Below are 21,964 nucleotides of genomic sequence, written 5' to 3' on the forward strand. Positions count from 1 at the left end.
GGCCCGCGACCGAGGCGCCGTGCGCCCCGCGGGCCGTCCACCGAACACCCCGGACGGAACCCCATGCCCCAGACCGCCCTGCTCGCCCATGACGTCGTCCGCGCCGCGGGAGGCCGGCGCGTCCTCGACGGCATCTCGCTGACCGCCGCCCCCGGCCGCCGTATCGGCCTGATCGGGGAGAACGGCGCCGGCAAGTCCACCCTGCTGCGGGTACTCGCGGGCGTCGACGCCCCCGACGCGGGAAGCGTCTCGCGCCCCGCCGACCTCGGCTTCCTCCACCAGGAGATGCCGTTCGACGCCGGCACGACCGTCGCCGCCGTGCTCGGCGAGGCGCTCCGCGAGGCCCGGGAGGACCTCGCGGAACTCGAACGGCTCGGCGCCGACCTCGCCCGCGTCCCAGAGGACGCCCCCGGCCACCGGGAGATCCTCGACGCCTACAGCCGCACGCTCGACCGGGCCCAGGTCCGGGAGGCCTGGGACGCCGACCGGCGCGCCGCCCTGGCGCTGGACGGCCTCGGTCTCGCCGCGGTGGACCCCGGCCGCGCCCTCGGCTCGCTGTCCGGCGGGCAGCGCAGCCGGCTGGCGCTGGCCGCACTGCTGGTGCGCAGGCCCTCGGCGCTGCTGCTGGACGAGCCGACCAACCACCTCGACGACGACGCCGCGGCCTTCCTGGAGGAGCAGCTGCGCGGCCTGCCCGGCGCCGTCGTCGCCGCCAGCCACGACCGGGCGTTCCTCGACGCCGTCTGCACCGATCTGATCGACCTCGATCCGGCGGCGGCCGGCCCGACGCGTTTCGGCGGCACCTACAGCACCTACCTCGGCGAGAAGCGCGCGGCGCGGGAGCGCTGGGAGCGGCAGTACGCCGAGGAGGCGGCGGAGCTGACGGAGCTGCGCCACTCCGCGCAGGTCACCGCGCACCGCGTCGCCCCCGGCCGGGAGCGGCGCGACAACGAGAAGATGGGCTACGGCCACCGCGGCGGCCGGGTGCAGCAGCAGGTCTCCCGCCGGGTGCGCAACGCCACCCGCCGGCTGGAGGAGCTCGAACGCACCCGCGTCGCCGAACCCCCGCGGCCGCTGCGGTTCGCCGTGGGGGAGCCGGCCGCGCGGGCGGCGCGGTCCCCGGAGCCGCTGGTGACGCTGGGGGAGGTGCGGGTGCCCGGCCGTCTCGCGCTCGGCGGGCTGCGGGTGCCGGACACCGACCGGCTGCTGGTGACCGGCGGCAACGGAGCCGGGAAGTCGACGCTGCTGGCCGTGCTCGCCGGGCACCTGGGCGCCGAGGGCGACGTGCGCAGGCGGCCGGGGCTGACGGTGGGGCTGCTCGCCCAGGACACCGTGTTCGGCCGGCCGGACCGCACGGTCCGGGACACCTACCTGCGGACCCTGGGCCCCGAGCGTGCCGAGCAGGTGCCGCTGGCCTCGCTCGGCCTGCTGCACGAGGCCGACCTGGGCAGACCCGTCGGGCAGCTGTCCGTGGGGCAGCGCAGGCGGCTCGCGCTGGCCCTCCTGGTGGCCCGTCCGCCGCAGCTGCTGCTGCTCGACGAGCCCACCAACCACCTGTCCCCGACGCTGTGCGACGAGCTGGAGGCCGCACTCGGGCCCGGCCCCGGCGCGATCGTCCTGGCCAGCCACGACCGCTGGCTGCGGCGCCGCTGGCAGGGCCGCGAACTGCGGCTGGAGGCCGGCCGGGCGACGGGAGGGGACGTGGGCGGGCGCTGACCCGGTCCCGGCGGCCGTGCGCGGCCCGCACCCGCGCCGTCGCGCACACCGCCGTCCCGCGGGCGGCCGCCGGGACCGGGGAACACCGCCCGGAGCGGTGACGATTTCTTGCGCTCGTAGGGGTCACCTGTCAGGATGGTGATGTGAACCTTAACCATGTCTTCGTGTGCGATCACCCGGCACTCGACTTCGCGGCCACCCTCCGGGCCCGCCGGTCGACCCGGTTCGAGATGTTCGTGACACCGGAGCGGCTCAACGCCTGGTACGTGGAGTCGGGCCTCGTGGACTCGATCACGCCCGGCGCCGAGGAGGACGTCCGCGAGGCGACCACCGTGCGCGAGGCCATCTACCGGCTCGTCACCAACCGGCGCCTGGGCGAGGACTTCGACCGTGAGGCGCTGGCCGTGGTGAACGGTGCCGCGCGCAAGCCGCCCGCGACACCGCAGCTCACCATGGCGGGCCGGCACACCGAGGCCACTCCCGGGCAGGCCCTGGCCACCGTCGCCCGGCAGGCCGTCGAGCTGCTCAGCGGCCCGGACGTCCCGCTGATGAAGGAGTGCGGCAACCCGGAGTGCACGCGGGTCTACATCGACCGCTCCCGGGGCATGCGGCGGCAGTGGTGCGGCATGGAGTCGTGCGGCAACAAGATCAAGGCGGCGGCCTACCGCGCCCGCAAGAAGAACGCGCCCGCGGCGTCCGCGCACTGAGCCGGCACGCCCGCCCGGCGCCCCCGGCGCCGTACCGCACGCGCGTCGCGCCAACGCCCTGAAACCGCCGGAGGACACCCGTCCTCCGGCGGTTTCGGCGGTCCGGCCGGGGGAGCGCCGTGACCGGAGGCCGCGCCGGGCGCGGCCGAACGCGTTCGTGCCGATGGTCCGCCGCCGCCGCGCCTCCCGCCGCGTGCCGGCGCCGCCGACGGCCGCCGGGCCTGCCGCGGCGGATTCACCGGCACCTCCCCGCCGCCGGCCCGCCCCCCGGCGGTGCCGCCGCTCAGAGGAAGTCCGCGGGCGACGGGCCCCGCCCGAAGAGCACCGCGCCCTCCGCCCAGTCCCACACCTGCCCGGCGGTGGGCCGGGCCGGGCACGCCGGGCCTTCCGCGCCCCGTGGTGCCCCGGCGACGGGGACGGGGACGCGGGCGGCGGCGGGACGGCGCCGCCCGGCGGCCGGTGCGCGGGTGCGTGCCGTGGCGGCCATACCGTCCCCTCGTCTCGTCTTCGCGTCTTCGCGGGTCAGGCGGCGGCGGTGGCGTGGACGGTGACCGGGACATTGCCGCGCATGGCCTTGGAGTAGGGGCAGATCTGGTGGGCTGCCTGGGCCAGTTCCTCGGCGGTGGCCTGGTCCACGCCGCCGAGCACCGGGTCGAGCCGCGCGGACAGGGCGAATTCGCCGTCGTCGCCGTGGGTCAGGGTGATCGCGGCGGTGATGGTCGTACTGGTGAGCCGGATCCTGCGGGCGGCGGCGGCCCGGCGCAGGGCGCCGAGGAAGCAGGCGGCCCAGCCGGCGGCGAGCAGCTGCTCGGGGTTGGTCGAGTCGCCGGCGCCGCCGAGCTCCTTCGGGATGGCCAGGGTGGCCTCCAGCAGGCCGTCGGAGGACCGGGCGCGACCGCCGTTGCGGCCTTCTCCGTCGACGTCGACAACGGCGGTGTAGCTGACTGCCATGGTTCGTGCTCCTCAATCCGAATCGAAGGGTGGGGATCTTCCGCCACCGTGACCTGCGACGCCGTGCGTCACCCGTTGAAGCGGTGACGTCATCATGGCGACCGAGTACGTCACCTGTCAAGGTGGTGATGATTGACGAGGGGGGTGCCGGGCCCGTGTGGCGCACGCGCCCGGGGGCCGCCCTCCCGTGTGCCCGCGTGGCCGGGGGACCGCGCCCCCGGGCCCCGCTGTCAGGTGGACGCCGGCCCCCGGCCGCCGAGCAGCCCGGTGAGGAAGCCGTCCCAGTCCAGGCCGTCCAGTTCCGTCCCGGCCGGGGCCACGCGGTAGGTGGTGTCCAGCCACGCGGCCAGCCGGTCCCGGGGCAGCTCGAAGAGGGCTTCCACGTCCTGGGACTCCAGGAGCAGCCAGGACGAGGGCCGCTCCCCGGGCAGCGTCGGCCACATCCGCACGTCACCGGAGCCGCTCATCGCCGTCAGGCCGTGCTGGAGCAGCTCGCGGCCGATGTACCAGATGAGACCGGGCCCGCGCCCCGCGAGGAACTCCACCCTGATCAGGGCGGGTTCCTCCGGGTCGAAGGTGAACTCCGCCCGTACCGGGAGCCGGGTGAACTCGTCGAGCATCTGGTCGAGTTCCAGGATCAGCGAGGGCACGAGCCCGGTGCGCGAAGGAGCCCGCAGTGGTGTGTGGTCGCGGTGCATGACAGGAGTTCCCCTCCGTGGGACGACGTCTCGGCACCCACTCTTCGCCGGCGGCGCGCCCCTCACATCGGTCAGTTGACGGTCAACTCGCCTGGCCGGCGCGGAGGGTGACGGAGTACGCGGGCCCGCGCGACGCGCCCGCACGGCACCGGGAAGGGCCTCCCCCCGCACCGGTGGTGCGCGGGCGGGCCAGGTGACCTAAGTCAGCCGGCGGCCGGCGTGCGGCGGGGTGTGCCCCGCGGCGCGGGCGTCAACGCGCCCTTCCCCGGGCGGACACGGCGCCCGGCGCGCACCGGTGGCGCCCGCCGCCGCCTGTGACGCGTGTCCTTCGGGAACGGCACACCGGTGCCGGACCGGCGTCCGTTTCTGGCCATACTGGTGCCGGGGACGCCGCGGCCCCCTCGTGCTCCGCGGCAGGGGAGTGCGGGGAGCGGCGGCCGCGGCACCAGGGCGGTCGGTGCGTCTCCGCGGATGGACACCGCCGCGGCGAAGAGGCACGGCGGCGTACCGTCGCCCCCGGACGTGGCGCGTTTCCGTTCCGCACAGCACGGCAGCGTTCCGGTCCGGGGTGTCCAGGGCTGAGGGGAGTGGGGCGATGAGGTCGTTCATCGAGGCCATGGTCGGCCGGGAGAGCGAGCGGGAGGTGCTGTCGGAGTTCACGGCGGCCTCCGGCGGGCGCGCCCTCGTGCTGCGCGGGGACGCGGGCGTCGGCAAGAGCGCGCTGCTGGACCACGCGGCGGAACTCGCGGCGGCCCGCGGGCACAGGGTGATCCGGGCGGCGGGCGTCGAGGCGGAGTCCGAGCTGCCGTTCGCCGGGCTGCACCAGTTCCTCTACCCGCTGCTCTCCTCCATCGGCCAACTCGACGAAGCCCATCGGGAGGTGTTCGACGTCGTCTTCGGCAGGGGCGGGAGCACGTCGCCCTCGGTCATGACGCTCGGCATCGCCGTCCTGGACCTCCTCTCCCTCGCGGCGTCGCCGGAGCCGCTGCTGCTGGTGCTCGACGACGGCCAGTGGTTCGACGACTCCAGCACCGCGGTGTGCGGTTTCGTGGGACGCCGGCTGACGGGCAGCGCGGTGAAGCTCCTCGTCGGCCTGCGCTCCGGTGTGCCCTCGGGCTTCGACACGGCCGCGCTGCCCGAACTGCCGGTGACAACGCTGTCCGAGGCGGCCGCCGAGGAACTCCTGGACACCCGCCACGCCGGGCTGGAACCCCGGATCCGGCGCCGGGTGCTGGACGAGGCCCGGGGGAACCCCCTGGCCCTGCTGGAACTGCCGTCCCACGTGAGCGTTTCCCCGGCCGTCCACGCCGCCGGGGAACCGTTCGGATTCACCGGCATCCCGCTGTCGCAGCGCCTGCAGCAGGTGTACAGGGCCCGTATCGAGTCCCTGGACGGGGCGGTGCGCGCGCAGTTGCTGCGCGGCGCGCTGGACGGTGTCGGCGCGGGCACGGCGGCCGACCGCACCCGGGGCACCCGCTACCGCATGACGGGAGCCGAAGAGGCCGCGGCCCGGGGCCTGCTGGACGTCGACCCGTTCAGCGGCGACTTCGTCTTCCGGCACCCGCTCGTGCGCTCGACGGTCGTCCAGACGGCCGCCCCCAACGAGCGGCGCGCGGCGCACGCCGAACTCGCGCGGCTGCACCGCGACGACGTGGAGCGGCGCGCCACCCACCTGGCGGCCTCCACGATCGACCCCGACGAACAGGTCGCCGCCACGCTGGAGGAGGCCGCGGCTTCCGCCACCCTGCGGGGCGGCGCGCTGGCCGCCGTGGCCTGGCTGACGCGGGCCGCGGAGCTGAGCGAGAGCCCCGGGGAGCGGCACCGGCGGCTCGGCAGCGCGGCGTTCCTCGCGGGGCACTCCGGCCAGCTGGCCCAGGCCCAGTGGCTCATCCGCTCGGGCGCCGGGACCGGCGCCGACGACTCCCCGGCTTCGGTGGTCGCGTCGGGCTATGCCGCGCTCCTCGGGGACGGGGACGTACGGTCCTCGCAACGCCAGGTCTTCGCGGCGATCCGGAGCATGCAGGACAACGGGGTACGGGAGCCGGACGAGGTCCTCACGCGCCTGGTGGACCTGCTCCTGGCCATCAACCAGTACGCCGGTGACGAGGCCGCGTGGGAGCGGACCCACCGCCTGCTGGACGACCTGGGCGACCTGGTGCCGCCGCACTCACGCATCCTCCAGGACGCCTGGGGCGATGTGGTGCGCCGCGGCGCAGGCGTGCACGAGCGGGTGGAACGCGCCTTCGCCGGCCCCCGGGACCTCGAACCGTGGCGCGTCACGTGGCTGTGCGTCGCCGCCTACCACGTGGACACCCTCACCCGGTACCGGCCGCGTCTCCAGCGCGTGGTGGACCGCGAGGTGGAGACGGGCGCGGTCGCCGACGCCATGCTCATGCTGCACCTGATCATGCTCGACCAGATGGCGCTCGGGGAGTGGGACGAGGCCGAGCGGACCGGACGGCGCTGCCTGGAGCTGAGCACCACGCACCAGTACGCACTCTTCGTCCACCACACCCGCGCCTATCTGGGCCTGCTCGCCGCGCTGCGCGGGGACGCCGAACGCGCCTCGGAACTGCAGGCGACGGTCGACGCCTGGGCGCGCCCCCGCGGCCTCGGCTTCCTCACCCAGATCACCGACGCCACCGGCACCGTCGCCGCGCTCAGCCAGGGCGACTACGAGGCCGCCTACCTCAACGCCATCGGCCTGACGCCCCCGGGCACCTTCGCCCCCTACGCCCACCAGGCGCCCCGGACCCTCCTCGACCTCGTCGAAGCGGCCCTGCACACCGGCCGTTCGCAGGAGGCGCGCGCCCACGCCCTCGCGGCACGCGACGCGGACCTGCCCGGCATCTCCCCCCGCCTCGCCCTGGTCACGTACGGCGCCCTCGCCATGACCGCCGAGGACGACGCGGAGGCCGAAGCCATGTACGACCGCGCCGAAACCCACCCGGCGGCGGCCACCTTCCCCTTCGAGCACGCCCGCATCCGCCTCGCGCACGGCGTCCGCCTGCGCCACACCCGGGGCCGCAAGGCCGCACGGCCCTCCCTGACCCTGGCCGCGGAGACCTTCGAGCGGCTCGGCGCAGCCGGCTGGGCGGAAAGGGCCCGGGCCGAACTCCGTGCCGCCGGTGCGGCGGCCCCCGCCGCGTCGGCCCCCCTGGCGGCGCTGACCTGGCAGGAACAGCGGATCGCCGACCTGGCCGCCAGCGGCCTGACCAACAAGGAGATCGGCGAGCGCATGCACCTGTCGCCGCGTACGGTCAGCTCCCACCTCTACCGGGTGTTCCCCAAACTGGGCATCACCTCCCGCGCCGCGCTGCGCGACTCGCTGGGCGGGCTCCCCGGCGCGCAGAACGTGTGACCCGGGGACGGGCGGACTCCCCTCCCGCGTACCGGTGGGGTGGAGCCGGCCGGGTGGCCCCCTCACGGGGTCCGGGGCCGCGGTGCGTTCACCCCTGCGCGGGACGGGTCCCGAGGCCGCGTTCGCCGAGCCAGCCGAGCACGTAGCCGGCGACGGAGGGCCATCCGCCGTCGATGATCAGGGAGTGGGCGCGGTCCGCGAACTGCTTCAGGTCGGTGACGGCGGTGGAGTCGCCGTACTGCTTGTAGACCGTACGGGTCACGACGTCGGGCACCAGCAGGTCTTCCTGCCCGGAGACCAGCAGCAGCGGGCCACGGCGGGTGTTGGTGACGTCCGCCGCGGTACGCGGGCTGCGCGGCGTGCCGGCGCACCCGAGGTCGGCGAGCAGGCGCCGTGGCGCCGGCACCACGTAGCGCTCGAAGAGACGGCCGGACTCCTGTGCCCCGGCGGTGTTCGCGAAGACCTGGTGGAACCGCTCCGCGGACAGCGGCACCAGCCTGTCGGCGCGCTCCGCCCCGTCGGGGGCCCACAGTCCCGTCCGGGACGCGGGCAGCGGGACGCCGTTGACGGGAGCGGGCGCGATCGCCACGGCCGCCCGGCCGACGTCGGCACCGAGGAGGTGCTGCGCGATGAGCCCGCCGACCGAGTGGCCGATGAGGACGGGCGGGACGTCCAGCGACCGCACGAACCGGGCGTAGTGGTCCGTGAGCTCGTCCAGGCCGAGTCCGGCGGCCGGCGCGTGGTCCCCGCCCCCCTGCCGGGCGGCGGCGTCCTCCGGCCAGCCGGGGGCGAAGGCCAGGAACCCCCGGGTGGCGAAGAGTTCCGCCCACGGCTCCCAGACGCGCGCGTGCAGCCACGCGCCGTGGATGAAGACGACGGGAGTACGGTTCACGGCTGGTTCCTCCGGGCATGTCGACCACCCGGCACCGGTGGACGAGCGACCGTTCGAGCATCGTCCGCCCGCGCGGCGCCGGCCAGAGTCGAATGACTGAATGTTCGCGCCGGCCTGCTCCGGGCGCGCCCCGCCCCGGAACACTCCTGGCCGGGGGGCTCGGAGGAGGGACCGTGCGGCTTTTCCCCCCGCGGGGGCGGGCGGAGGGGCACGGGACCGCCGGGATGCGCCGGGGGAGGGGCCCCGGGGACCGTACGTCAAATGACTGAGGGCCGCGGTGGCGGCCGGCCGCCGTGAGCCGCGGCTCTCTCCCGCCCCGGCAGGCGCGGGGGAGGGCTCCCGCGGCCGCGGCCCGTCGCCGCCGCGGGATGCGGAGGGCGACGGGCCGCGCGGCGTGCCCGTGTGCGGCGGCCGGGGGCTGAGGCCCCGGACGCGGGATCAGAGGTGGTCGGCGTCGACGACGGCCTGGGCGAAGGCGGTCGGTGCCTCCTGGGGGAGGTTGTGGCCGATGTCCGGGATCGTGCGGTGGTCGTACGCCCCGGTGAAGTACTGCCGGTAGTTCATGCCGTCGCCGGCCGGGGTGAACGGGTCGAGCGCCGGGTCGAGGGTGATGGTGGGAACGCCGATCCTGGGGGCGTCGGCCAGCAGCTTCTCGTAACGGGCGTAGCGCGGGCCGGTGTCGAGCAGACCGAGGCGCCAGCGGTAGTTGAACAGCACGATGGCCGCGTAGTCGGGGTTGGTGAACGCCTGCGCGGTGCGCTGGAAGGTGGCGTCGTCGAAGTTCCAGGTGGGGGAGACGATCTGCCACACCAGACGGCACAGGTCGTCGCGGTCCCGGGGGGTCTCCATCGCCTGCTTGCCGCGGTCGGTCGTGAAGTACCACTGGTACCACCAGTTGTGCTCGACGGCGGCGGCGGCCGGGCTCTTCTGCGCCTCGACGTTGGTGATGACGTAGCCGCTGGTGGAGACCAGCGCCTTGACCCGTTCCGGCCACAGGGCGGCGATGATGTCGGCCGTGCGCGAGCCCCAGTCGAAGCCGGCGAGCACGGCCTTGTCGATGCGCAGGGCGTCCATGAACGCGATGACGTCCAGCGCCACCGCGGACTGCTCGGCGGTGCGCGGGGTGCGGGCGGACAGGAAGGTGGTGCTGCCGTGGCCGCGCAGGTAGGGGACGAGGACGCGGTAGCCGAGGCCGGCCAGCGCCGGGGCGACGTCGACGAAGCTGGGATGTCGTAGGGCCAGCCGTGCAGGCACAGGACCACCGGGCCGTGTGACGGGCCGAGTTCCGCGTAGCCCACGTCGAGGACGCCCGCCCTGACCTGCTTGACGGGGGGGAAGGTGGTGTGGGTGCCGGGAACGACCGGGGGGACGGTGGGAGCGGTCGTGCCGCCGCCGTTCCGGGCGGCCGTGCCGGCGGCGTTCGCGGTGCCCGGCAGCCCGGCCAGTGCCGCGGCCGCCGCGCCGGTGCCCAGGCCGAACGCCTTGCCGAAGGTACGCCTGTCGATCATGTGGATTTCCTCTGTGTCCGGTGTGTCGGTGGCCGGCCCGAACCGCGGGCGGCCTCGGTCCCAAAGCGCCCGCCCGCGCCGGGCGGTGACTTCCGGCCGCCGCGCCGCGGGCTGACGGTTCACCACTGTCGCCCGCCGGCCGGCGGGCCACATCGGTCAGTTGACGGTGAGTCGGGAGTGGGATCCGGCTACGTCATGTGACTGCGCGCCACCGCCCCGTGCCGTGCGGCCCGGGCTCCGGAGCGGACTCCCTTCGTCACCGATTTGACAGGTGATGAATGAAGGAGAAAGGATCGTCACCACTCAGGGCGGTTACTTTTCGCGGGGGTCACGGCCGTCGCCCGGTGCCGCCCCGGGCCCCGCACAAGCAGGAGGAGCACCCACCATGGACAGCACGTCCCCCGTCCCCGTCACCTTCGACAGCGCCGGCATCCCGGTCGCCGCGCACCTGTACCTTCCCGCCGCCCCGGCCGGACGCCGCCCGGCACTCGTGGTCGGCCATCCCGGCACGGGGGTGAAGGAGCAGACCTCCGGCCTGTACGCGCGGCAGCTGGCGGGACGCGGGTTCGTCACCCTCGCCTTCGACGCCGCCTACCAGGGGGAGTCCGGCGGGCTGCCCCGCGGCCTGGAGGACCCCGCGCAGCGCGTGGAGGACTTCAAGGCGGCCGTGTCCTACCTGACCACCCGGCCCGAGGTCGACGCCGGCGCGATCGGCCTGCTGGGGATCTGCGCCTCCGGCGGCTACAGCCTCTCCGCCGCCGGCGGCGACCACCGGGTCAGGGCGGTGGCCACCGTGTCCACCGCCGAGCCCGCCCGCCAGTTCCGCTACGGCGCCGACGGCACCCAGGACCCCGCCGTCTTCCGGTCCCTGCTGGACGCCGCGGCCCAGGCCCGTACCGCCGCCGCGCGCGGCGAGGACCCCGGGGTGATGACCATGTTCCCGCCGACCGCCGAACAGGCCGGCGAACTCGGCGGCCGGCACGGGGTCGAAGGCTGGGAGTACTACTGCGGCGCACGCGGCTACCACGAGCGCTCGGCCACGTTCCTCGCCTGGGAGAGCGTCGACAAGATGGCCTCCAGCGACGTCTTCCACGCCGTCCCGCTGATCGGCCCGCGCCCTGTGCTGCAGATCCTCGGCGAGCGCGCCGTCACCGCGTGGATGGGCCTGGAGGCCCACCGCCGCGCCACCGGCCCCGCGCGGATCCACTGGATCGCGGGCGCGAGCCACGTCGACCTGTACGACAAGCCGGAGTACGTCGGGCCGGCCGTCGACGAGCTCACCGGTTTCTTCACGGCGAACCTGCCCGTCGCGGCCTGAACCGCCCCCGTCCGCCCGCCCGGAAAAAAAAGATGCTTCTGATCCGCGGTCTGTGTCGATCCGCGCGCTCGCCACTCGACCTGGGATAGAGAGGGTCGGCAAGCGACCCGAGGCCGAGGAGACCGACGATGGCGAAGTACATGCTGATCATGCGCGGAACCGACGAATCCGTCGCGAAGATGATGGAGACCCCCTTCGAGGAGATGCTGGAGACGGTGGGGCGCTTCAACGAGGAGCTGATCCGGGCGGGCGTGCTCGTCGCGGCGGAGGGACTGGACGACCCCTCGCAGGGCGTGGTGGTCGACTTCGGCGCGGAGGTGCCGGTGGTCACCGACGGCCCGTACGGGGAGACCAAGGAGCTGTTCGGCGGCTTCTACCTCATCGACGTCGCCTCGAAGGAGGAGGCCGTGGAGTGGGCCAAGCGGCTCCCGGCGATCACCGGTTCGAAGGTCGAGATCCGCCGGGTCCCCGGCATCGACGAATTCCCGCAGGACAACGAGTGGATCGTCAAGGAGCGGGCCTGGCGCGAGCGGACCGGTCAGCTCTGATGGCCGAGGCCGGTGGCGGCCCGCCGGGCGCCGGGGCGGCACGGCGGGCCGCCTCGGCCGTGTGGCGGATCGAGTCCGCCCGGATCGTCGGCGCGCTGGCCCGCTACACGGGTGACTTCGCGCTCGCCGAGGACGTCGCGCAGGAGGCGCTGGCGGAGGCGCTCGTCAGCTGGTCCCGCGACGGTGTGCCGGACAGCCCGGTGGGCTGGCTGCTCGCGACCGCGCGGCGGCGGGCCGTCGACGCCTTCCGCCGCCGCGCGGCGCTCGACGAGCGGTACGCGCTGCTCGCCGGGCAGCTGGCCGAGGGCGAGTTCAGCGCGGGCGGGCACACCGCGTCCGCGCCGCCGGACGGCCTGCCGTGGGACCCCGACCGCATCGGCGACGACGTCCTCGCCCTGATGTTCGTCGCCTGCCACCCGGTGCTCTCCCCCGAGGCCCGGGTGGCGCTCACCCTGCGCGTGGTGGGCGGCCTGTCCAGCCAGGAGATCGCGAGGGCCTTCCTGGTCCCCACCGCGACCGTCCAGGCCCGCATCACGCGGGCGAAGAAGACGATCGCGGCCGCGCACGTGCCCTTCGGGCTGCCGCCGGCCGAGGAGCGCCGCGAGCGGCTCGGCGCCGTCCTGAACGTCCTGTACGTGGTCTTCACCGAGGGCTCGACGGCCACGGCCGGCGACGAGCTGATCCGCCGGGACCTCGCCTACGAGGCCGTCCGGCTGGCGCGGACGCTGACCGCGCTGCTGCCCGCCGAGCCGGAGGCGTACGGGCTGCTCGCGCTGTTCGAGCTGACGGCCGCGCGCTTCCCGGCACGCACCGGGCCCGACGGTGAGCCGGTGCTCCTGGAGGACCAGGACCGGCGCCGGTGGGACCGCTCGGCGATCCGCCGCGGTCTCGCCGCCCTCGGCCGGGCCGCCGGCGCCGGGCGGGGCCTGGGACCGTACGGCCTCCAGGCCGCCGTCGCCGCCTGCCACGCGACGGCGCCCTCGGTGCGGGAGACCGACTGGGAGCGGATCGTGCTGCTCTACGAGGCACTCGGCCGGGTGGCCCCGTCGCCCGTGGTGCAGCTCAACCGGGCCGTGGCCGTCGCGATGGCGAGCGGCCCGCAGCAGGCGCTGCACATGGTGGACGAACTGGCCGCCTCCGGCCGCCTGTCGGGCTCGCACCTGCTGCCGAGCGTGCGCGGCGAGCTGCTGGCCCGGCTCGGCCGCACCGCCGAGGCCCGCGAGGAGCTGGAGTTCGCCGCCCGGCTGTGCGGCAACGCCCGTGAGCGCTCCCTGCTGATGCGCAAGGCCGCCGCGCTGGGGTGACACCCGGCGCGGCGCCCCGGGCGGCTCCGGCCACCCCGGGGGATTCGAGCAGGTGATCGTATGTTTGGCGGCCTTGTTACTCCTTACGGGGAATGCCGCCGATGTCCCTGTGCGGCGGCTTGCGGGGTACTGACCATGAACGCGTGAGCACTCCCAGAGGGAGGCGCCTGCGGGCCTGGACGGTGGTCGCCGTGGTCACGGCGGCCACCGGGGCGTGGGGGTTCGGCGGTGCGGCGGAGGCCGCGCCGGGGCGCCCGCACCCGCCCGGGTCCGTCCGCGCGCCCGATCTCCCCGACCGCCCGTCAGCGCCCGTACGCGCCCCCGCACGCGTACCCGGCCCCGTCTCCGTCCACGTGCCGGCGCATGTCTCGGTGCACGTCTCCGGCGGGCAGGTGGACGTCCGGGTACAGGTGCCGGACCCCGCCGCCCCGGCCTCGCACCACGCGCCGAAGCCCCGGCCCTCGCCTGCGGCGCAACCTCCGCACCGGCGGCATCCGTGGCACCCACCGCACGCACCGCGCCCACCGCACCCGCCGAAGCTGCCGCGGCCGGCGTACTGGTGCGGGCACTGGCACCGGGAGTGGAAGTGGCCGCCGCCGCTGCACTGCCACCACCCCGCGCCCCCGCCGCCGACGGCACCGGCGCCGGAACCCGCGCCGAAGCCGAAACCCCGGCCGAAACCCACGGCCGTCCCGCGACCGAAGCCGAAACCCGCACCGAAACCGGTGGTGAGAGCCATACCGAAGCCCGCCCCGAAGCCGAAACCGAAACCCGCGCCGAAGCCGGCGCCCCGGCCGGCACCGCCCGCGCCGAAGCCGGCGCCGCCGCCCGCACCGCCCGTCGTGCACTGGCCCGACCGGCCGCCGGTGAACGCCGCCGCGCCCGCGCAGCACCGCCGCAGGCTCACGACCGTGCTGCTGGTCACGACGGTGCCGGGGCTGCTCGCCGCGGCCGTGCTCAAGCCCGGATCGGGCGCGTATCGCAGGAACAACCGGTAGGACGCGAGGGGGAGTTCACATGACGCAATGGGTGGCCCTGCTGATCGCGATGATCGCGGTCTGCGCGGTCGTGATCGTGGTCGTGGTGCTGCGGCACCGCAGGATCGGGGAGGACGACGACCCGAACGAGACGCCGGACGTCATCGAGTACATGGTCATGATGATCGGCGTGATCTACGCGATCGTGCTGGGCCTGGCGATCGCCGGGGTGTGGGAGGGCCAGGGCGCGGCGCAGACCGCCGTCCAGGCCGAGGCGCAGGCGCTGCACGAGGTCAAGGAGCGGGTGCAGGTCTACCCGCCGGCGGTCCGCGACAGGGTGCGGGCCGACGTGGACGCCTACGCCTCCTTCGCCGCCGACAAGGAGTGGCCGTACATGCGGCACCACGGCGACCTGTCACCGCGCGGGACGCAGCTGCTGGAGCGGGTGCGCACCGACATCACGCAGTACGTCCCGAAGACCGACCTGGAGGCGCAGGCCTACCAGCCGCTCGTGGACGAGGTCGCGGCGGCGGACGCGGCCCGCAGCACCCGCGGGCAGAGCGCGGGCGCGACGATGCCGCCGGTGGTGTGGTTCGGGCTGGTGACGGGCGCCCTGGTGACCGTCGGGCTGATCTTCACGCTGCAGATCCGCCGGTCGCCGCGCGAGCTGCTGCTCGCCGGGCTGTTCAGCGCGCTCATCGCCTTCCTGCTGTTCCTCATCTGGGACCTGGACGCGCCCTTCGGCAGCGGCCTCGCCGTCCCGGCGGACGCGCTGCGGGACATCATCGGCTAGGGCGTGTCCGCAAAGTCCCGTCGTCCGCCCGGAGGGCGGGGCAGACGGTGTCTGGTGCGTGCGATCGCAAGGCGGAGGGTCGTCCTCGTAGTGGGCCTACTCGGACGAGCCCGACAACGTAGCGAGCGTGCGTGCCAGGCGCCGTGTGCCAGGCGGGACTTTGCGGACACGCCCTAGGGCCGGTCCGGCGGATCAGGTCGCGTCCGGGGTGGCCCTCGCCCGCGACAGGATCCGCCGGACGGGCCCCGGGGCGCGGAAGGACGACGAAAGGGGGAGGCCCCGCCGCCCGGACCGGCGGCGGGGCCTCCCCCTTCTGCGTTCTCAGCCCCAGTGGGACACGTTCACGTTCTCCAGCACGCCCAGCGCGTCCGGCACCAGGACCGCCGCGGAGAAGTACGTGGTGACGAGGTAGCTGATGACGGCCTTCTCGTCGATGCCCATGAAGCGGACGTTGAGCCCCGGCGAGTACTCGTCGGGCAGGCCGGTCTGGTTGAGACCGATGACGCCCTGGTTGTCCTCGCCCGTACGGACCGCGATGATCGAGCTCGTGCGGGCCTCGGTGACCGGGATCTTGTTGCAGCTCAGGATCGGGATGCCGCGCCAGGCGGGCACCGAGTGGCCGTGCAGCTCGACGGGGGTGGGGTAGATGCCGGCCCGCGTCCACTCGCGGGCGATGGCCGCGATCGTGCGCGGGTGGGCGAAGAGGAAGCGGGTGCCGCGGCGGCGGCTGATCAGCTCGTCCAGGTCGTCGGGCAGCGGCGGCCCGGCGTGCGGCTGGATGCGCTGGTCGTACTCCGCGTTGTGGAGCAGGCCGAACTCCGGGTTGTTGATCAGCTCGTGCTCCTGGCGCTCGCGCAGCGCCTCGACCGTCAGCTTGAGCTGCTCCTCGGTCTGGTTCATCGGCTCGTTGTAGAGGTCGGCGACCCGGCTGTGCACCCGCAGCACCGTCTGGGCGACGCTCAGCTCGTACTCGCGCGGCTTCAGCTCGTAGTCGACGAAGGTCGCCGGCAGCCTGGGCTCGCCGCGGTGGCCCGAGGCGAAGGCGATGTCGGCCTCGCCCTTGCGGTTGGTGCGCTGCTGCGGGAGCGCGCGCACGGCGTCCAGATGCGTGCGCAGCGGTTCGGCCTGGGCGAGCAGCTGCTCCAGGTCCTGCCGCGTCAGCGCGAGGACGGTCGTGGTGGTCACGGCGCGCGCGGTGAAGTCCCACGTGGCGTCGGAGGACAGCAGCGCCTGCTCGCCGAAGTGCCCGCCGTCCGCGACGCTGCCGAGACGGTTCTCCTCGCCGTAGGAGCCCTCGCCGAGCCTGTCGACCTTGCCGTGGGCGATCAGGTACACCGTGTCGGCCGGCTCGCCCGCCACGGCCAGCACCTCCCCCGGCGCGAACTCCCGCTGGACGAAGCGGTCGGCGAGAGCGGTCAGCACCTCCTCGTCGGAGAACGTCCGCAGGACGGCGATCTCGCCGAGTTCCTGCGGGATGACCCGGACCTGCGACCCGGTCTTGACGAAGGTCACGCGGCCGTCCCCGACGGCGTAGCTCAGCCGCCGGTTCACGCGGTAGGTGCCCGCGTTGACGTTCACCCAGGGCAGCGCGCGCAGCAGCCACCTGGACGAGATCCCCTGCATCTGGGGAGCGGACTTCGTGGTCGTGGCCAGATTCCGCGCGGCGGCCGTGTCAAGGCTCGTCCGCGCGTCATCCGGGGAGTTGCCGAGTGCGGTGTCCTGGCCCGCATCAACCGACATGGTGCCTGTCCTTCCCGTATGGGGGTGATACGGGAGCATTCTTTCCGTGACGCTGCGTGCTGCCTATTGCCGTATCGAGTGAGAATACTTTGGGTGCGGGTGGGGGAGAGGCATGGAAAACGCCTGCACGGCTGTCCTGGGAGGCAGCCGTGCGCGGGGGTGGTGAAAGGCGCAGCAGGGGGCGCGGAGGGCGGGCGCACGCGACCGGCGCGCGCTCCGGTACCCGGGGAGGGGGTTACAGGGCCTCGACGACCGAGGAGCGGTCCGGCCCCGTGGCGCTCTGCGGCGGGATGGCCAGCGGTACGGCCGCGTAGCTCGCGGCGGCCAGCGCGGTGCGCCGCTCGCGCCGGAAGACGTACGCGGCGAAGAAGCCCGCGCCCAGCAGCGCGAGGAAGGACATCAGGGTGCCGATCCAGCTCGCCCCCAGCCACTCGCCGCCGACCCAGCCCAGGCCCACGCTGTAGGTGGCCCAGCAGACCCCGGCGAGCGCCGACCACGGCAGGAACTCGCGCGGCCGCCTGCGGGCCGTACCGGCGCCGAGGCTCACCACGCTGCGGCCGGCGGGCGCGAAGCGGGCGAGCACCACCAGGGCGCCGCCACCGCTGGCCAGCACCTGGCCGAGCCGGTCGTGCGCGGCCGTCAGCCGCCGCGAGGCGGCCATCCGGCGGGCGAACCACTCGCCGCCGCGGAAGGCGAGCCGGTAGGCGAGCAGGTCGCCGAGACAGGACGCGACGGCGGCGCAGGCCAGCAGCGCCACCACGTCGAGTATGTCGTCGCTGGGGCCGGACGATCCGGCGGTCGCCGCGCTGACCACCAGCACACCGCTGGGCAGCACCGGGACGAAGACGTCGAGCAGGACGGACAGTGCCACGAGCAGGTAGATCCACGGCCACTCGAAAAGAGAGCCCAGGCCTTGCAGCACCGCGCCTCCTCGTCCTTGCCGGTTCTACATGTCGCTTCCGAGTCCTGTCAGGTCCTGCAATGACGAATCGAACCTGACCATGCGCACAGGTCAGGGCCGTGTGAACGCTCAGTGCCGGTCGTGCGTCGATGGCAGCGGATCTTCATCAGCCGTCAGCCGTACAGCGTACGCCAGCATCGCCCGGCGGTACCGGTCAGGGTGAGTGACGTACGAGACAATCACGGCCTTGTCACGACAGGAATACCTCCTGAACCAGCCTGCACGGCCCCGCCGATACCGCATCGTTACGGCCACCGCTGCGGGGATGCCAGGGCTGTGCCCGCTATATGCCCAGGTCCGCGGTCCCGTACACTGGTGGGCAGCAGAAGGGGAGTAGCTCTTCGCCGGACCGTCGACATACTGCCGGGTTCGTGCACGGCGCCGGAAGGCGCCGCAGCGGGCCGGGCCGGCGCCCGGAGCGGTGGAACATCGTGACACCGCCAGCGAGACCTTCGGCCGCAGTGTCCTGATGCTGCCGTGCCGAAGCGACCCCTTTCCCGGTCTCTCTCGGCAGGGCGCCCCTACCGATCGAGGAATCCGACCCGTGCTCAGCCTGACCGTCGTCGCCGTCGTTTTCGGCGTGATCTTCCTGGCCGAACTCCCCGACAAGACCGCCCTCGCGAGTCTCATGCTCGGCACCCGCTACCGGGCGTCGTACGTCTTCGCGGGCGTGGCCGCGGCCTTCCTGGTCCACGTCGCGCTCGCCATCGCCGCCGGCAGCCTGCTCACCCTGCTCCCGCACCGCCTGCTCCAGGCGATCGTCGGCGTCCTCTTCCTGGGCGGCGCGGTGATGCTGCTGCGCTCCAAGCCCGAGGACGAGGAGAACGTCAAGGCGCCCGCCGACCAGAGCTTCTGGAAGGTCGCCGGTGCGGGCTTCATGCTGATCCTGGTGGCCGAGTTCGGCGACCTGACGCAGATCATGACGGCCAACCTCGCCGCCCGCTACGACAACCCGCTCTCCGTCGGCATCGGCGCCGTACTGGGGCTGTGGGCGGTCGGCGCGCTCGGCATCTTCGGCGGGCGGATGCTCATGAAGAAGGTGCCGCTCGCGCTCATCACGAAGATCGCCGCGGCCGCGATGGCCGTGCTCGCGGTCTTCAGCCTCTACGAGGCGATCGCCGGCTGACCCTCAGGCCACGGTCACCGTGAGCAGACCCTCCGGGCCCGCGGTGACCGTCACGTCCAGCAGCGTGGCCGCGAGCGCGTCCGGCCCGTACGCCGCCGCGCGCGGGCCGACGCCCACGACCGGCATCCCCGCCGCCCGGGCCGCCGCGACACCGACCTCGGCGTCCTCGAAGACCAGGCACTCGGCGGGCGCGAAACCCAGTTCGGCGGCGCCCTTGAGGAAGCCCTCCGGATCCGGCTTGCTCGCCCCCACCCGCTCCGCGGTCACCGTCACCGGCGGCAGCGGCAGCGCGGCCGCCGCCATCCGGGCCCGCGCCAGCCCGTCGCTCGCGGAGGTCACCAGCGCGTGCGGGCGCCCCGCCAGGGCGGCGAGAAAGGCCGGGGCGCCCGGGACCGGGACGACCCCGTCGAGATCCGCGGTCTCCTCGGCGAGCATCACCGCGTTCTCCGCGTAGTTCTCCTCCATCGGGCGGTCCGGGAGCAGTGCGGCCATCGTCGCGTGGCCCTGCCGCCCGTGCACGACCGCCAGCACCGCGGCGGGCTCCAGCCCGTGCCGGTGCGCGAAGCGCGTCCAGCAGCGCTCCACCACCGCGCCGGAGTCGACCAGGGTCCCGTCCATGTCGAGGAGCAGGGCGCGGACGGTGAAGACGGACGGCATGGGACTCCCTCGGCACGGTGCACTCAGTGGTTCCGCCCGCCGGTCAGGGGAAGCGGGCGGAACCACTTTGTTTCCTCACGATACAAACGGATGCCCGGTACGACAAGCGCGCTGCTCAGCGGTCGGCGACGTACTGGAGCAGGCCCCAGGTGAAATGCGCGACCAGCCGCTCGCCCGTCTCCGGCGCCGTCAGCGCGAGCCGGGCGCGGCTCGGCGCGTCCGGCGGCAGCGGCGCCGTCGGCGGGAACGCGCGCACCACGTCCTCCACGACACACGACCACGGCGCGAGGTCCGCCGTCCGGCCCAACTCCGGACGAGCCGCCTCCGGCGCGCGGACCAGCCACTCGTTCCACACCGCCCCGCCCGGCGCGCACAACACCTCGAAACGGAGATCCGGCCACAACGGCAACCGCCACTGCAGGGCCCTGCACACCAGGTCCCCCACCCGCCGCTCGACCTCCCGCTCCGGCGCCCCCAGCACCGTCGTGTACCGCCGCACACCCCCGGGATACGTCCGCGAACGCAGCCGCGCCTGCCAGCCGTTGTGCGCCGCCCGCAGCTCGGCGTGCGAGGCGCCGAGCGCCCGGAGGGCGTCATCCACCAACTCCGGCCGGTGATCGGCCATGCGGCGCAGCAGCATGAGCTGGAACTCTTCCACTCCGTAGCGCGCCATCCGCCCGAGCCTAGCCGCTCCCGCGGGGGGCTTCCCCGCCGCGACGGCACCCACGCCCCGGGGGGGGCTTGCGGCTTGCCCGCCGCCGGGGGCGCTTCGGGCGGTGCCCGCCCGGGGTGGGCTTGCGGCTGGCCCGCCGCCGTGGTGCCCGCGCCTGGCGGCGCGGGGTGTTCCCACCCCCACCACCCGTGCGGGATGGATGTCGGCTGACGGCCTTCTCGTGGGGGTGCGCCGCCGTCGGGGGCGCACCGCACTCCCCAAACCACATTCACCCCCACCGGCAGGCAGCCGCCACACCGGCCCGGGAGGGGGACGATCCGGGGGTGCCCCCGCAGGAATGCGCACCCCACCGCCCCACGAACACGTCATGACGTCAGACGCGCATTCCGAGGAGGTACCCCCGGAGTGGCACCCGACCCCACCCCCGCACAGGACGCGCGATGCCCCGCCGGATGACCCCAGGGGCGCGAGGAACTGCGCGAGCAACCACCCACCGGCGGAACAGCGAACCGGCCACCGCAAGTGGCACCCCCAGGGGCGCGGGGAACGGCGCGAGCAGCCCCCACCGGGCGGAACGGCGAACCGCCCACCGCAAGCCGCACCCCCCATGGGCGCGGGGAACGGCGCGACCAGCCCTCACCGGCAGAACGGCGAACTCCCACCGCAAGTGGCACCCCCTCAGGGGCGCGGGGAACGGCGCGCTCAGCCCCCACCGGGGGAAAGGCGGACCGCCCGCCGCAAGCGGCACCCCCGAGGGGGCGCGGGGAACGGCGCGAGCAGCCCCCACCGGGCGAACGGCGGACCGCCCACTGCAAGGGGCGGCGGCCGAAGGGGCGCGGGGAGGCTCACCGGCGAAGAGGCCGCGGGCACCGCATTGGTGTTCAGCGGTGGTGGCCGCCGGAGGACGTCGCGGCGAGGAGGGCCGCGCGGGTGGCGGGGCCGTAGACGCCGGCGGGGTCGCCCCGGACGCCGTACCAGATCTGGAAGGTGGCCACGGCCCGCTGCGTGGCCTGGTCGTACGTGCCGTTCACGGGCCCGGCGTAGACCCAGACCTGGGTGAGCCGGCGCTGGAGGTCGCGGACCTCCGGCCCGCTCGCGCCGAGCTGGAGCGTGTCGCCGTCGGACGGCGCGGTGGTCGGCGGCGTGCTCTGCGGCGGTGTCGTGGGCGCGGTCGCCGTCGCGGTGGGCGGCGCGCTCGTGACGGCGGCGGCGGGGGCCGTCGTGGTGGGGGTCGCGGACGCCTTGGGGGTGATCCTGGGGGAGGGTGAGGTCGTCGCCCGCATGGGCGGGTGGTGGGTGACGGCGACGGGCTCGGTGACGGCGCCGGGCGCCGCGCCCGGCGGCAGCGTGACGTCGGGCGTCGCGGCGGACGGCTCGGGCAGCGCCTTCGCCCCGCCGCTCTCCTCGCCCGTGACGGAGCCGGTGACGGCGACCGCTCCGGCGGCGAGCGCGGACGCGGCGACGGCGGCCGCGGCCACGACGATGCCGCGCCGCCTGCGCCGGTGCCGTCCGTGCGCCGCGCCGGCGGCCGGTTCGTGGGCGTCCTGCGGGGCGGGGGAGGCGTGGTCGGCCGGGTATTCCTCGGCGGCTTCCATCTCGGCGTAGGCCGTGGGGAAGAGGCCGAGGTCGGTGGTGGCGGGCCCGCCGTCCGGGTCGACGTCGATGAGCGGGCGCGCGGTCGTACCGGCGGCGGCGCCGTCGTCGTCGGAAGGGCCGACGTAGGGGCGTACCCGGAGCGGGTGGAAGCCCTCGGTCACGGCGAGCGCGGCGGCGCGCTCCGCGGACCGCTCGGCGGCCCGCCCCGCGCCGTACCCGCCGCCCGCGGAGACGACCGTGCCCTCGATGACCTGGCCGCCTCCACCACCAGGCCCCCTCGTCACCCCGGTCACACCGTCATCCACGGGCTCGTACGAACCGGCTGCTCGGTGCGGCTGCTGCGGCGCCACTGGTTCCCCTCCTGCCGTCGTTCGCGCGTTCGCAAAGACGTGTCAGTGATTATGCCGACACACCGTGCCGCCGCGCAGCCGGTCCCTC

18 protein-coding genes and 1 pseudogene are annotated in these 21,964 nt (G+C 74.8%); 9 read left to right on the top strand and 10 right to left on the bottom strand.

Annotated elements, in window-relative coordinates:
- Window positions 1–63 precede the first annotated feature (63 nt).
- Both ACH4SE_RS32495 and ACH4SE_RS32500 read left to right on the top strand, forming a co-directional pair.
- Complete coding sequence (locus ACH4SE_RS32495; protein ID WP_398547132.1) at window positions 64–1,716, top strand: ABC-F family ATP-binding cassette domain-containing protein; 1,653 nt, start codon at window positions 64–66, stop codon at window positions 1,714–1,716.
- Between the two features lie 143 nt (window positions 1,717–1,859).
- Window positions 1,860–2,423, top strand: a complete 564-nt coding sequence (locus tag ACH4SE_RS32500; protein WP_398547133.1) for a CGNR zinc finger domain-containing protein — start codon at window positions 1,860–1,862, stop codon at window positions 2,421–2,423.
- Window positions 2,424–2,706: 283 nt separating this feature from the next.
- Here the strand turns inward: ACH4SE_RS32500 and ACH4SE_RS32505 are convergent, their stop codons facing one another.
- From ACH4SE_RS32505 to ACH4SE_RS32515, 3 genes are all read right to left on the bottom strand, one after another.
- On the bottom strand, window positions 2,707–2,910 hold the full coding sequence (locus tag ACH4SE_RS32505; RefSeq protein WP_398547134.1) for a hypothetical protein: 204 nt from the start codon (window positions 2,908–2,910) through the stop codon (window positions 2,707–2,709).
- Between the two features lie 35 nt (window positions 2,911–2,945).
- Window positions 2,946–3,374: an Ohr family peroxiredoxin gene (locus ACH4SE_RS32510; protein WP_398547135.1), complete on the bottom strand. Its 429-nt coding sequence runs from the start codon at window positions 3,372–3,374 to the stop codon at window positions 2,946–2,948.
- 230 nt (window positions 3,375–3,604) lie between these two features.
- Window positions 3,605–4,072, bottom strand: coding sequence for an SsgA family sporulation/cell division regulator (locus ACH4SE_RS32515; RefSeq protein ID WP_398547136.1), 468 nt, complete (start codon window positions 4,070–4,072; stop codon window positions 3,605–3,607).
- Between the two features lie 595 nt (window positions 4,073–4,667).
- On the opposite strand from ACH4SE_RS32515, the gene ACH4SE_RS32520 reads away from it, so the two are divergent.
- The gene (locus ACH4SE_RS32520; protein WP_398547137.1) at window positions 4,668–7,433 is read left to right on the top strand and encodes an AAA family ATPase; all 2,766 of its coding nucleotides are present in this window, start codon (window positions 4,668–4,670) and stop codon (window positions 7,431–7,433) included.
- Window positions 7,434–7,521: 88 nt separating this feature from the next.
- On the opposite strand, the gene ACH4SE_RS32525 is transcribed toward ACH4SE_RS32520, so the two are convergent.
- Window positions 7,522–8,325 carry an alpha/beta hydrolase gene (locus ACH4SE_RS32525; RefSeq protein ID WP_398547138.1) on the bottom strand — a complete coding sequence of 268 codons (804 nt, stop codon included), beginning with the start codon at window positions 8,323–8,325 and terminating at the stop codon, window positions 7,522–7,524.
- Window positions 8,326–8,763: 438 nt separating this feature from the next.
- Window positions 8,764–9,833 (bottom strand): annotated as a pseudogene (locus ACH4SE_RS32530) (alpha/beta fold hydrolase).
- A gap of 385 nt (window positions 9,834–10,218) precedes the next feature.
- Here ACH4SE_RS32530 and ACH4SE_RS32535 point away from each other — a divergent pair.
- From ACH4SE_RS32535 to ACH4SE_RS32555, 5 genes are all read left to right on the top strand, one after another.
- A complete protein-coding gene (locus tag ACH4SE_RS32535; RefSeq protein ID WP_398547139.1) occupies window positions 10,219–11,151 on the top strand; it encodes an alpha/beta hydrolase in 933 nt (310 codons plus the stop codon).
- Window positions 11,152–11,279: 128 nt separating this feature from the next.
- A complete protein-coding gene (locus tag ACH4SE_RS32540) occupies window positions 11,280–11,699 on the top strand; it encodes a YciI family protein (RefSeq protein WP_398547140.1) in 420 nt (139 codons plus the stop codon).
- On the top strand, window positions 11,699–13,003 hold the full coding sequence (locus ACH4SE_RS32545; RefSeq protein WP_398547141.1) for an RNA polymerase sigma factor: 1,305 nt from the start codon (window positions 11,699–11,701) through the stop codon (window positions 13,001–13,003). Before ACH4SE_RS32540 ends, ACH4SE_RS32545 begins: the two co-directional genes overlap by 1 nt.
- Before the next feature lie 496 nt (window positions 13,004–13,499).
- Window positions 13,500–14,024 carry a hypothetical protein gene (locus tag ACH4SE_RS32550; RefSeq protein ID WP_398547142.1) on the top strand — a complete coding sequence of 175 codons (525 nt, stop codon included), beginning with the start codon at window positions 13,500–13,502 and terminating at the stop codon, window positions 14,022–14,024.
- Window positions 14,021–14,773 carry a hypothetical protein gene (locus ACH4SE_RS32555; RefSeq protein WP_398547143.1) on the top strand — a complete coding sequence of 251 codons (753 nt, stop codon included), beginning with the start codon at window positions 14,021–14,023 and terminating at the stop codon, window positions 14,771–14,773. Before ACH4SE_RS32550 ends, ACH4SE_RS32555 begins: the two co-directional genes overlap by 4 nt.
- A gap of 321 nt (window positions 14,774–15,094) precedes the next feature.
- Here ACH4SE_RS32555 and ACH4SE_RS32560 read toward each other — a convergent pair whose 3' ends face one another.
- Together ACH4SE_RS32560 and ACH4SE_RS32565 are read right to left on the bottom strand one after the other, a co-directional pair.
- Entirely contained in the window at window positions 15,095–16,513 is a 1,419-nt protein-coding gene (locus ACH4SE_RS32560; RefSeq protein ID WP_398547144.1) for a family 2B encapsulin nanocompartment shell protein, read from the bottom strand.
- 235 nt (window positions 16,514–16,748) lie between these two features.
- Window positions 16,749–17,435, bottom strand: coding sequence for a DedA family protein (locus ACH4SE_RS32565; RefSeq protein ID WP_398547145.1), 687 nt, complete (start codon window positions 17,433–17,435; stop codon window positions 16,749–16,751).
- Between the two features lie 583 nt (window positions 17,436–18,018).
- Between ACH4SE_RS32565 and ACH4SE_RS32570 the strand changes: the two genes are divergently transcribed.
- Window positions 18,019–18,600, top strand: a complete 582-nt coding sequence (locus tag ACH4SE_RS32570) for a TMEM165/GDT1 family protein (protein ID WP_398547146.1) — start codon at window positions 18,019–18,021, stop codon at window positions 18,598–18,600.
- Window positions 18,601–18,603: 3 nt separating this feature from the next.
- On the opposite strand, the gene ACH4SE_RS32575 is transcribed toward ACH4SE_RS32570, so the two are convergent.
- The 3 genes from ACH4SE_RS32575 to ACH4SE_RS32585 form a co-directional block, all read right to left on the bottom strand.
- Window positions 18,604–19,257 (bottom strand): HAD-IA family hydrolase, encoded by a 654-nt coding sequence (locus ACH4SE_RS32575; protein WP_398547147.1) that lies wholly within the window; start codon window positions 19,255–19,257, stop codon window positions 18,604–18,606.
- A 115-nt stretch (window positions 19,258–19,372) separates the two neighbouring features.
- Window positions 19,373–19,930 (bottom strand): hypothetical protein, encoded by a 558-nt coding sequence (locus ACH4SE_RS32580; RefSeq protein WP_398547148.1) that lies wholly within the window; start codon window positions 19,928–19,930, stop codon window positions 19,373–19,375.
- 881 nt (window positions 19,931–20,811) lie between these two features.
- On the bottom strand, window positions 20,812–21,819 hold the full coding sequence (locus ACH4SE_RS32585; RefSeq protein WP_398547149.1) for a peptidoglycan-binding protein: 1,008 nt from the start codon (window positions 21,817–21,819) through the stop codon (window positions 20,812–20,814).
- Between the last annotated feature and the right edge of the window lie 145 nt (window positions 21,820–21,964).

It is taken from the genome of Streptomyces sp. NPDC020983, from assembly GCF_044333485.1.
Taxonomy (GTDB): domain Bacteria; phylum Actinomycetota; class Actinomycetes; order Streptomycetales; family Streptomycetaceae; genus Actinacidiphila.

What these genes read in the sequence shown, in the direction of transcription:
- ACH4SE_RS32495 (WP_398547132.1), top strand. Translation starts at nt 64, where the DNA reads ATGCCCCAGACCGCCCTGCTCGCCCATGACGTCGTCCGCGCCGCGGGA.
- ACH4SE_RS32505 (WP_398547134.1), bottom strand. Translation starts at nt 2,910, where the DNA reads ATGGCCGCCACGGCACGCACCCGCGCACCGGCCGCCGGGCGGCGCCGT.
- ACH4SE_RS32510 (WP_398547135.1), bottom strand. Translation starts at nt 3,374, where the DNA reads ATGGCAGTCAGCTACACCGCCGTTGTCGACGTCGACGGAGAAGGCCGC.
- ACH4SE_RS32515 (WP_398547136.1), bottom strand. Translation starts at nt 4,072, where the DNA reads ATGCACCGCGACCACACACCACTGCGGGCTCCTTCGCGCACCGGGCTC.
- ACH4SE_RS32520 (WP_398547137.1), top strand. Translation starts at nt 4,668, where the DNA reads ATGAGGTCGTTCATCGAGGCCATGGTCGGCCGGGAGAGCGAGCGGGAG.
- ACH4SE_RS32535 (WP_398547139.1), top strand. Translation starts at nt 10,219, where the DNA reads ATGGACAGCACGTCCCCCGTCCCCGTCACCTTCGACAGCGCCGGCATC.
- ACH4SE_RS32540 (WP_398547140.1), top strand. Translation starts at nt 11,280, where the DNA reads ATGGCGAAGTACATGCTGATCATGCGCGGAACCGACGAATCCGTCGCG.
- ACH4SE_RS32545 (WP_398547141.1), top strand. Translation starts at nt 11,699, where the DNA reads ATGGCCGAGGCCGGTGGCGGCCCGCCGGGCGCCGGGGCGGCACGGCGG.
- ACH4SE_RS32555 (WP_398547143.1), top strand. Translation starts at nt 14,021, where the DNA reads ATGACGCAATGGGTGGCCCTGCTGATCGCGATGATCGCGGTCTGCGCG.
- ACH4SE_RS32560 (WP_398547144.1), bottom strand. Translation starts at nt 16,513, where the DNA reads ATGTCGGTTGATGCGGGCCAGGACACCGCACTCGGCAACTCCCCGGAT.
- ACH4SE_RS32575 (WP_398547147.1), bottom strand. Translation starts at nt 19,257, where the DNA reads ATGCCGTCCGTCTTCACCGTCCGCGCCCTGCTCCTCGACATGGACGGG.
- ACH4SE_RS32580 (WP_398547148.1), bottom strand. Translation starts at nt 19,930, where the DNA reads ATGGCGCGCTACGGAGTGGAAGAGTTCCAGCTCATGCTGCTGCGCCGC.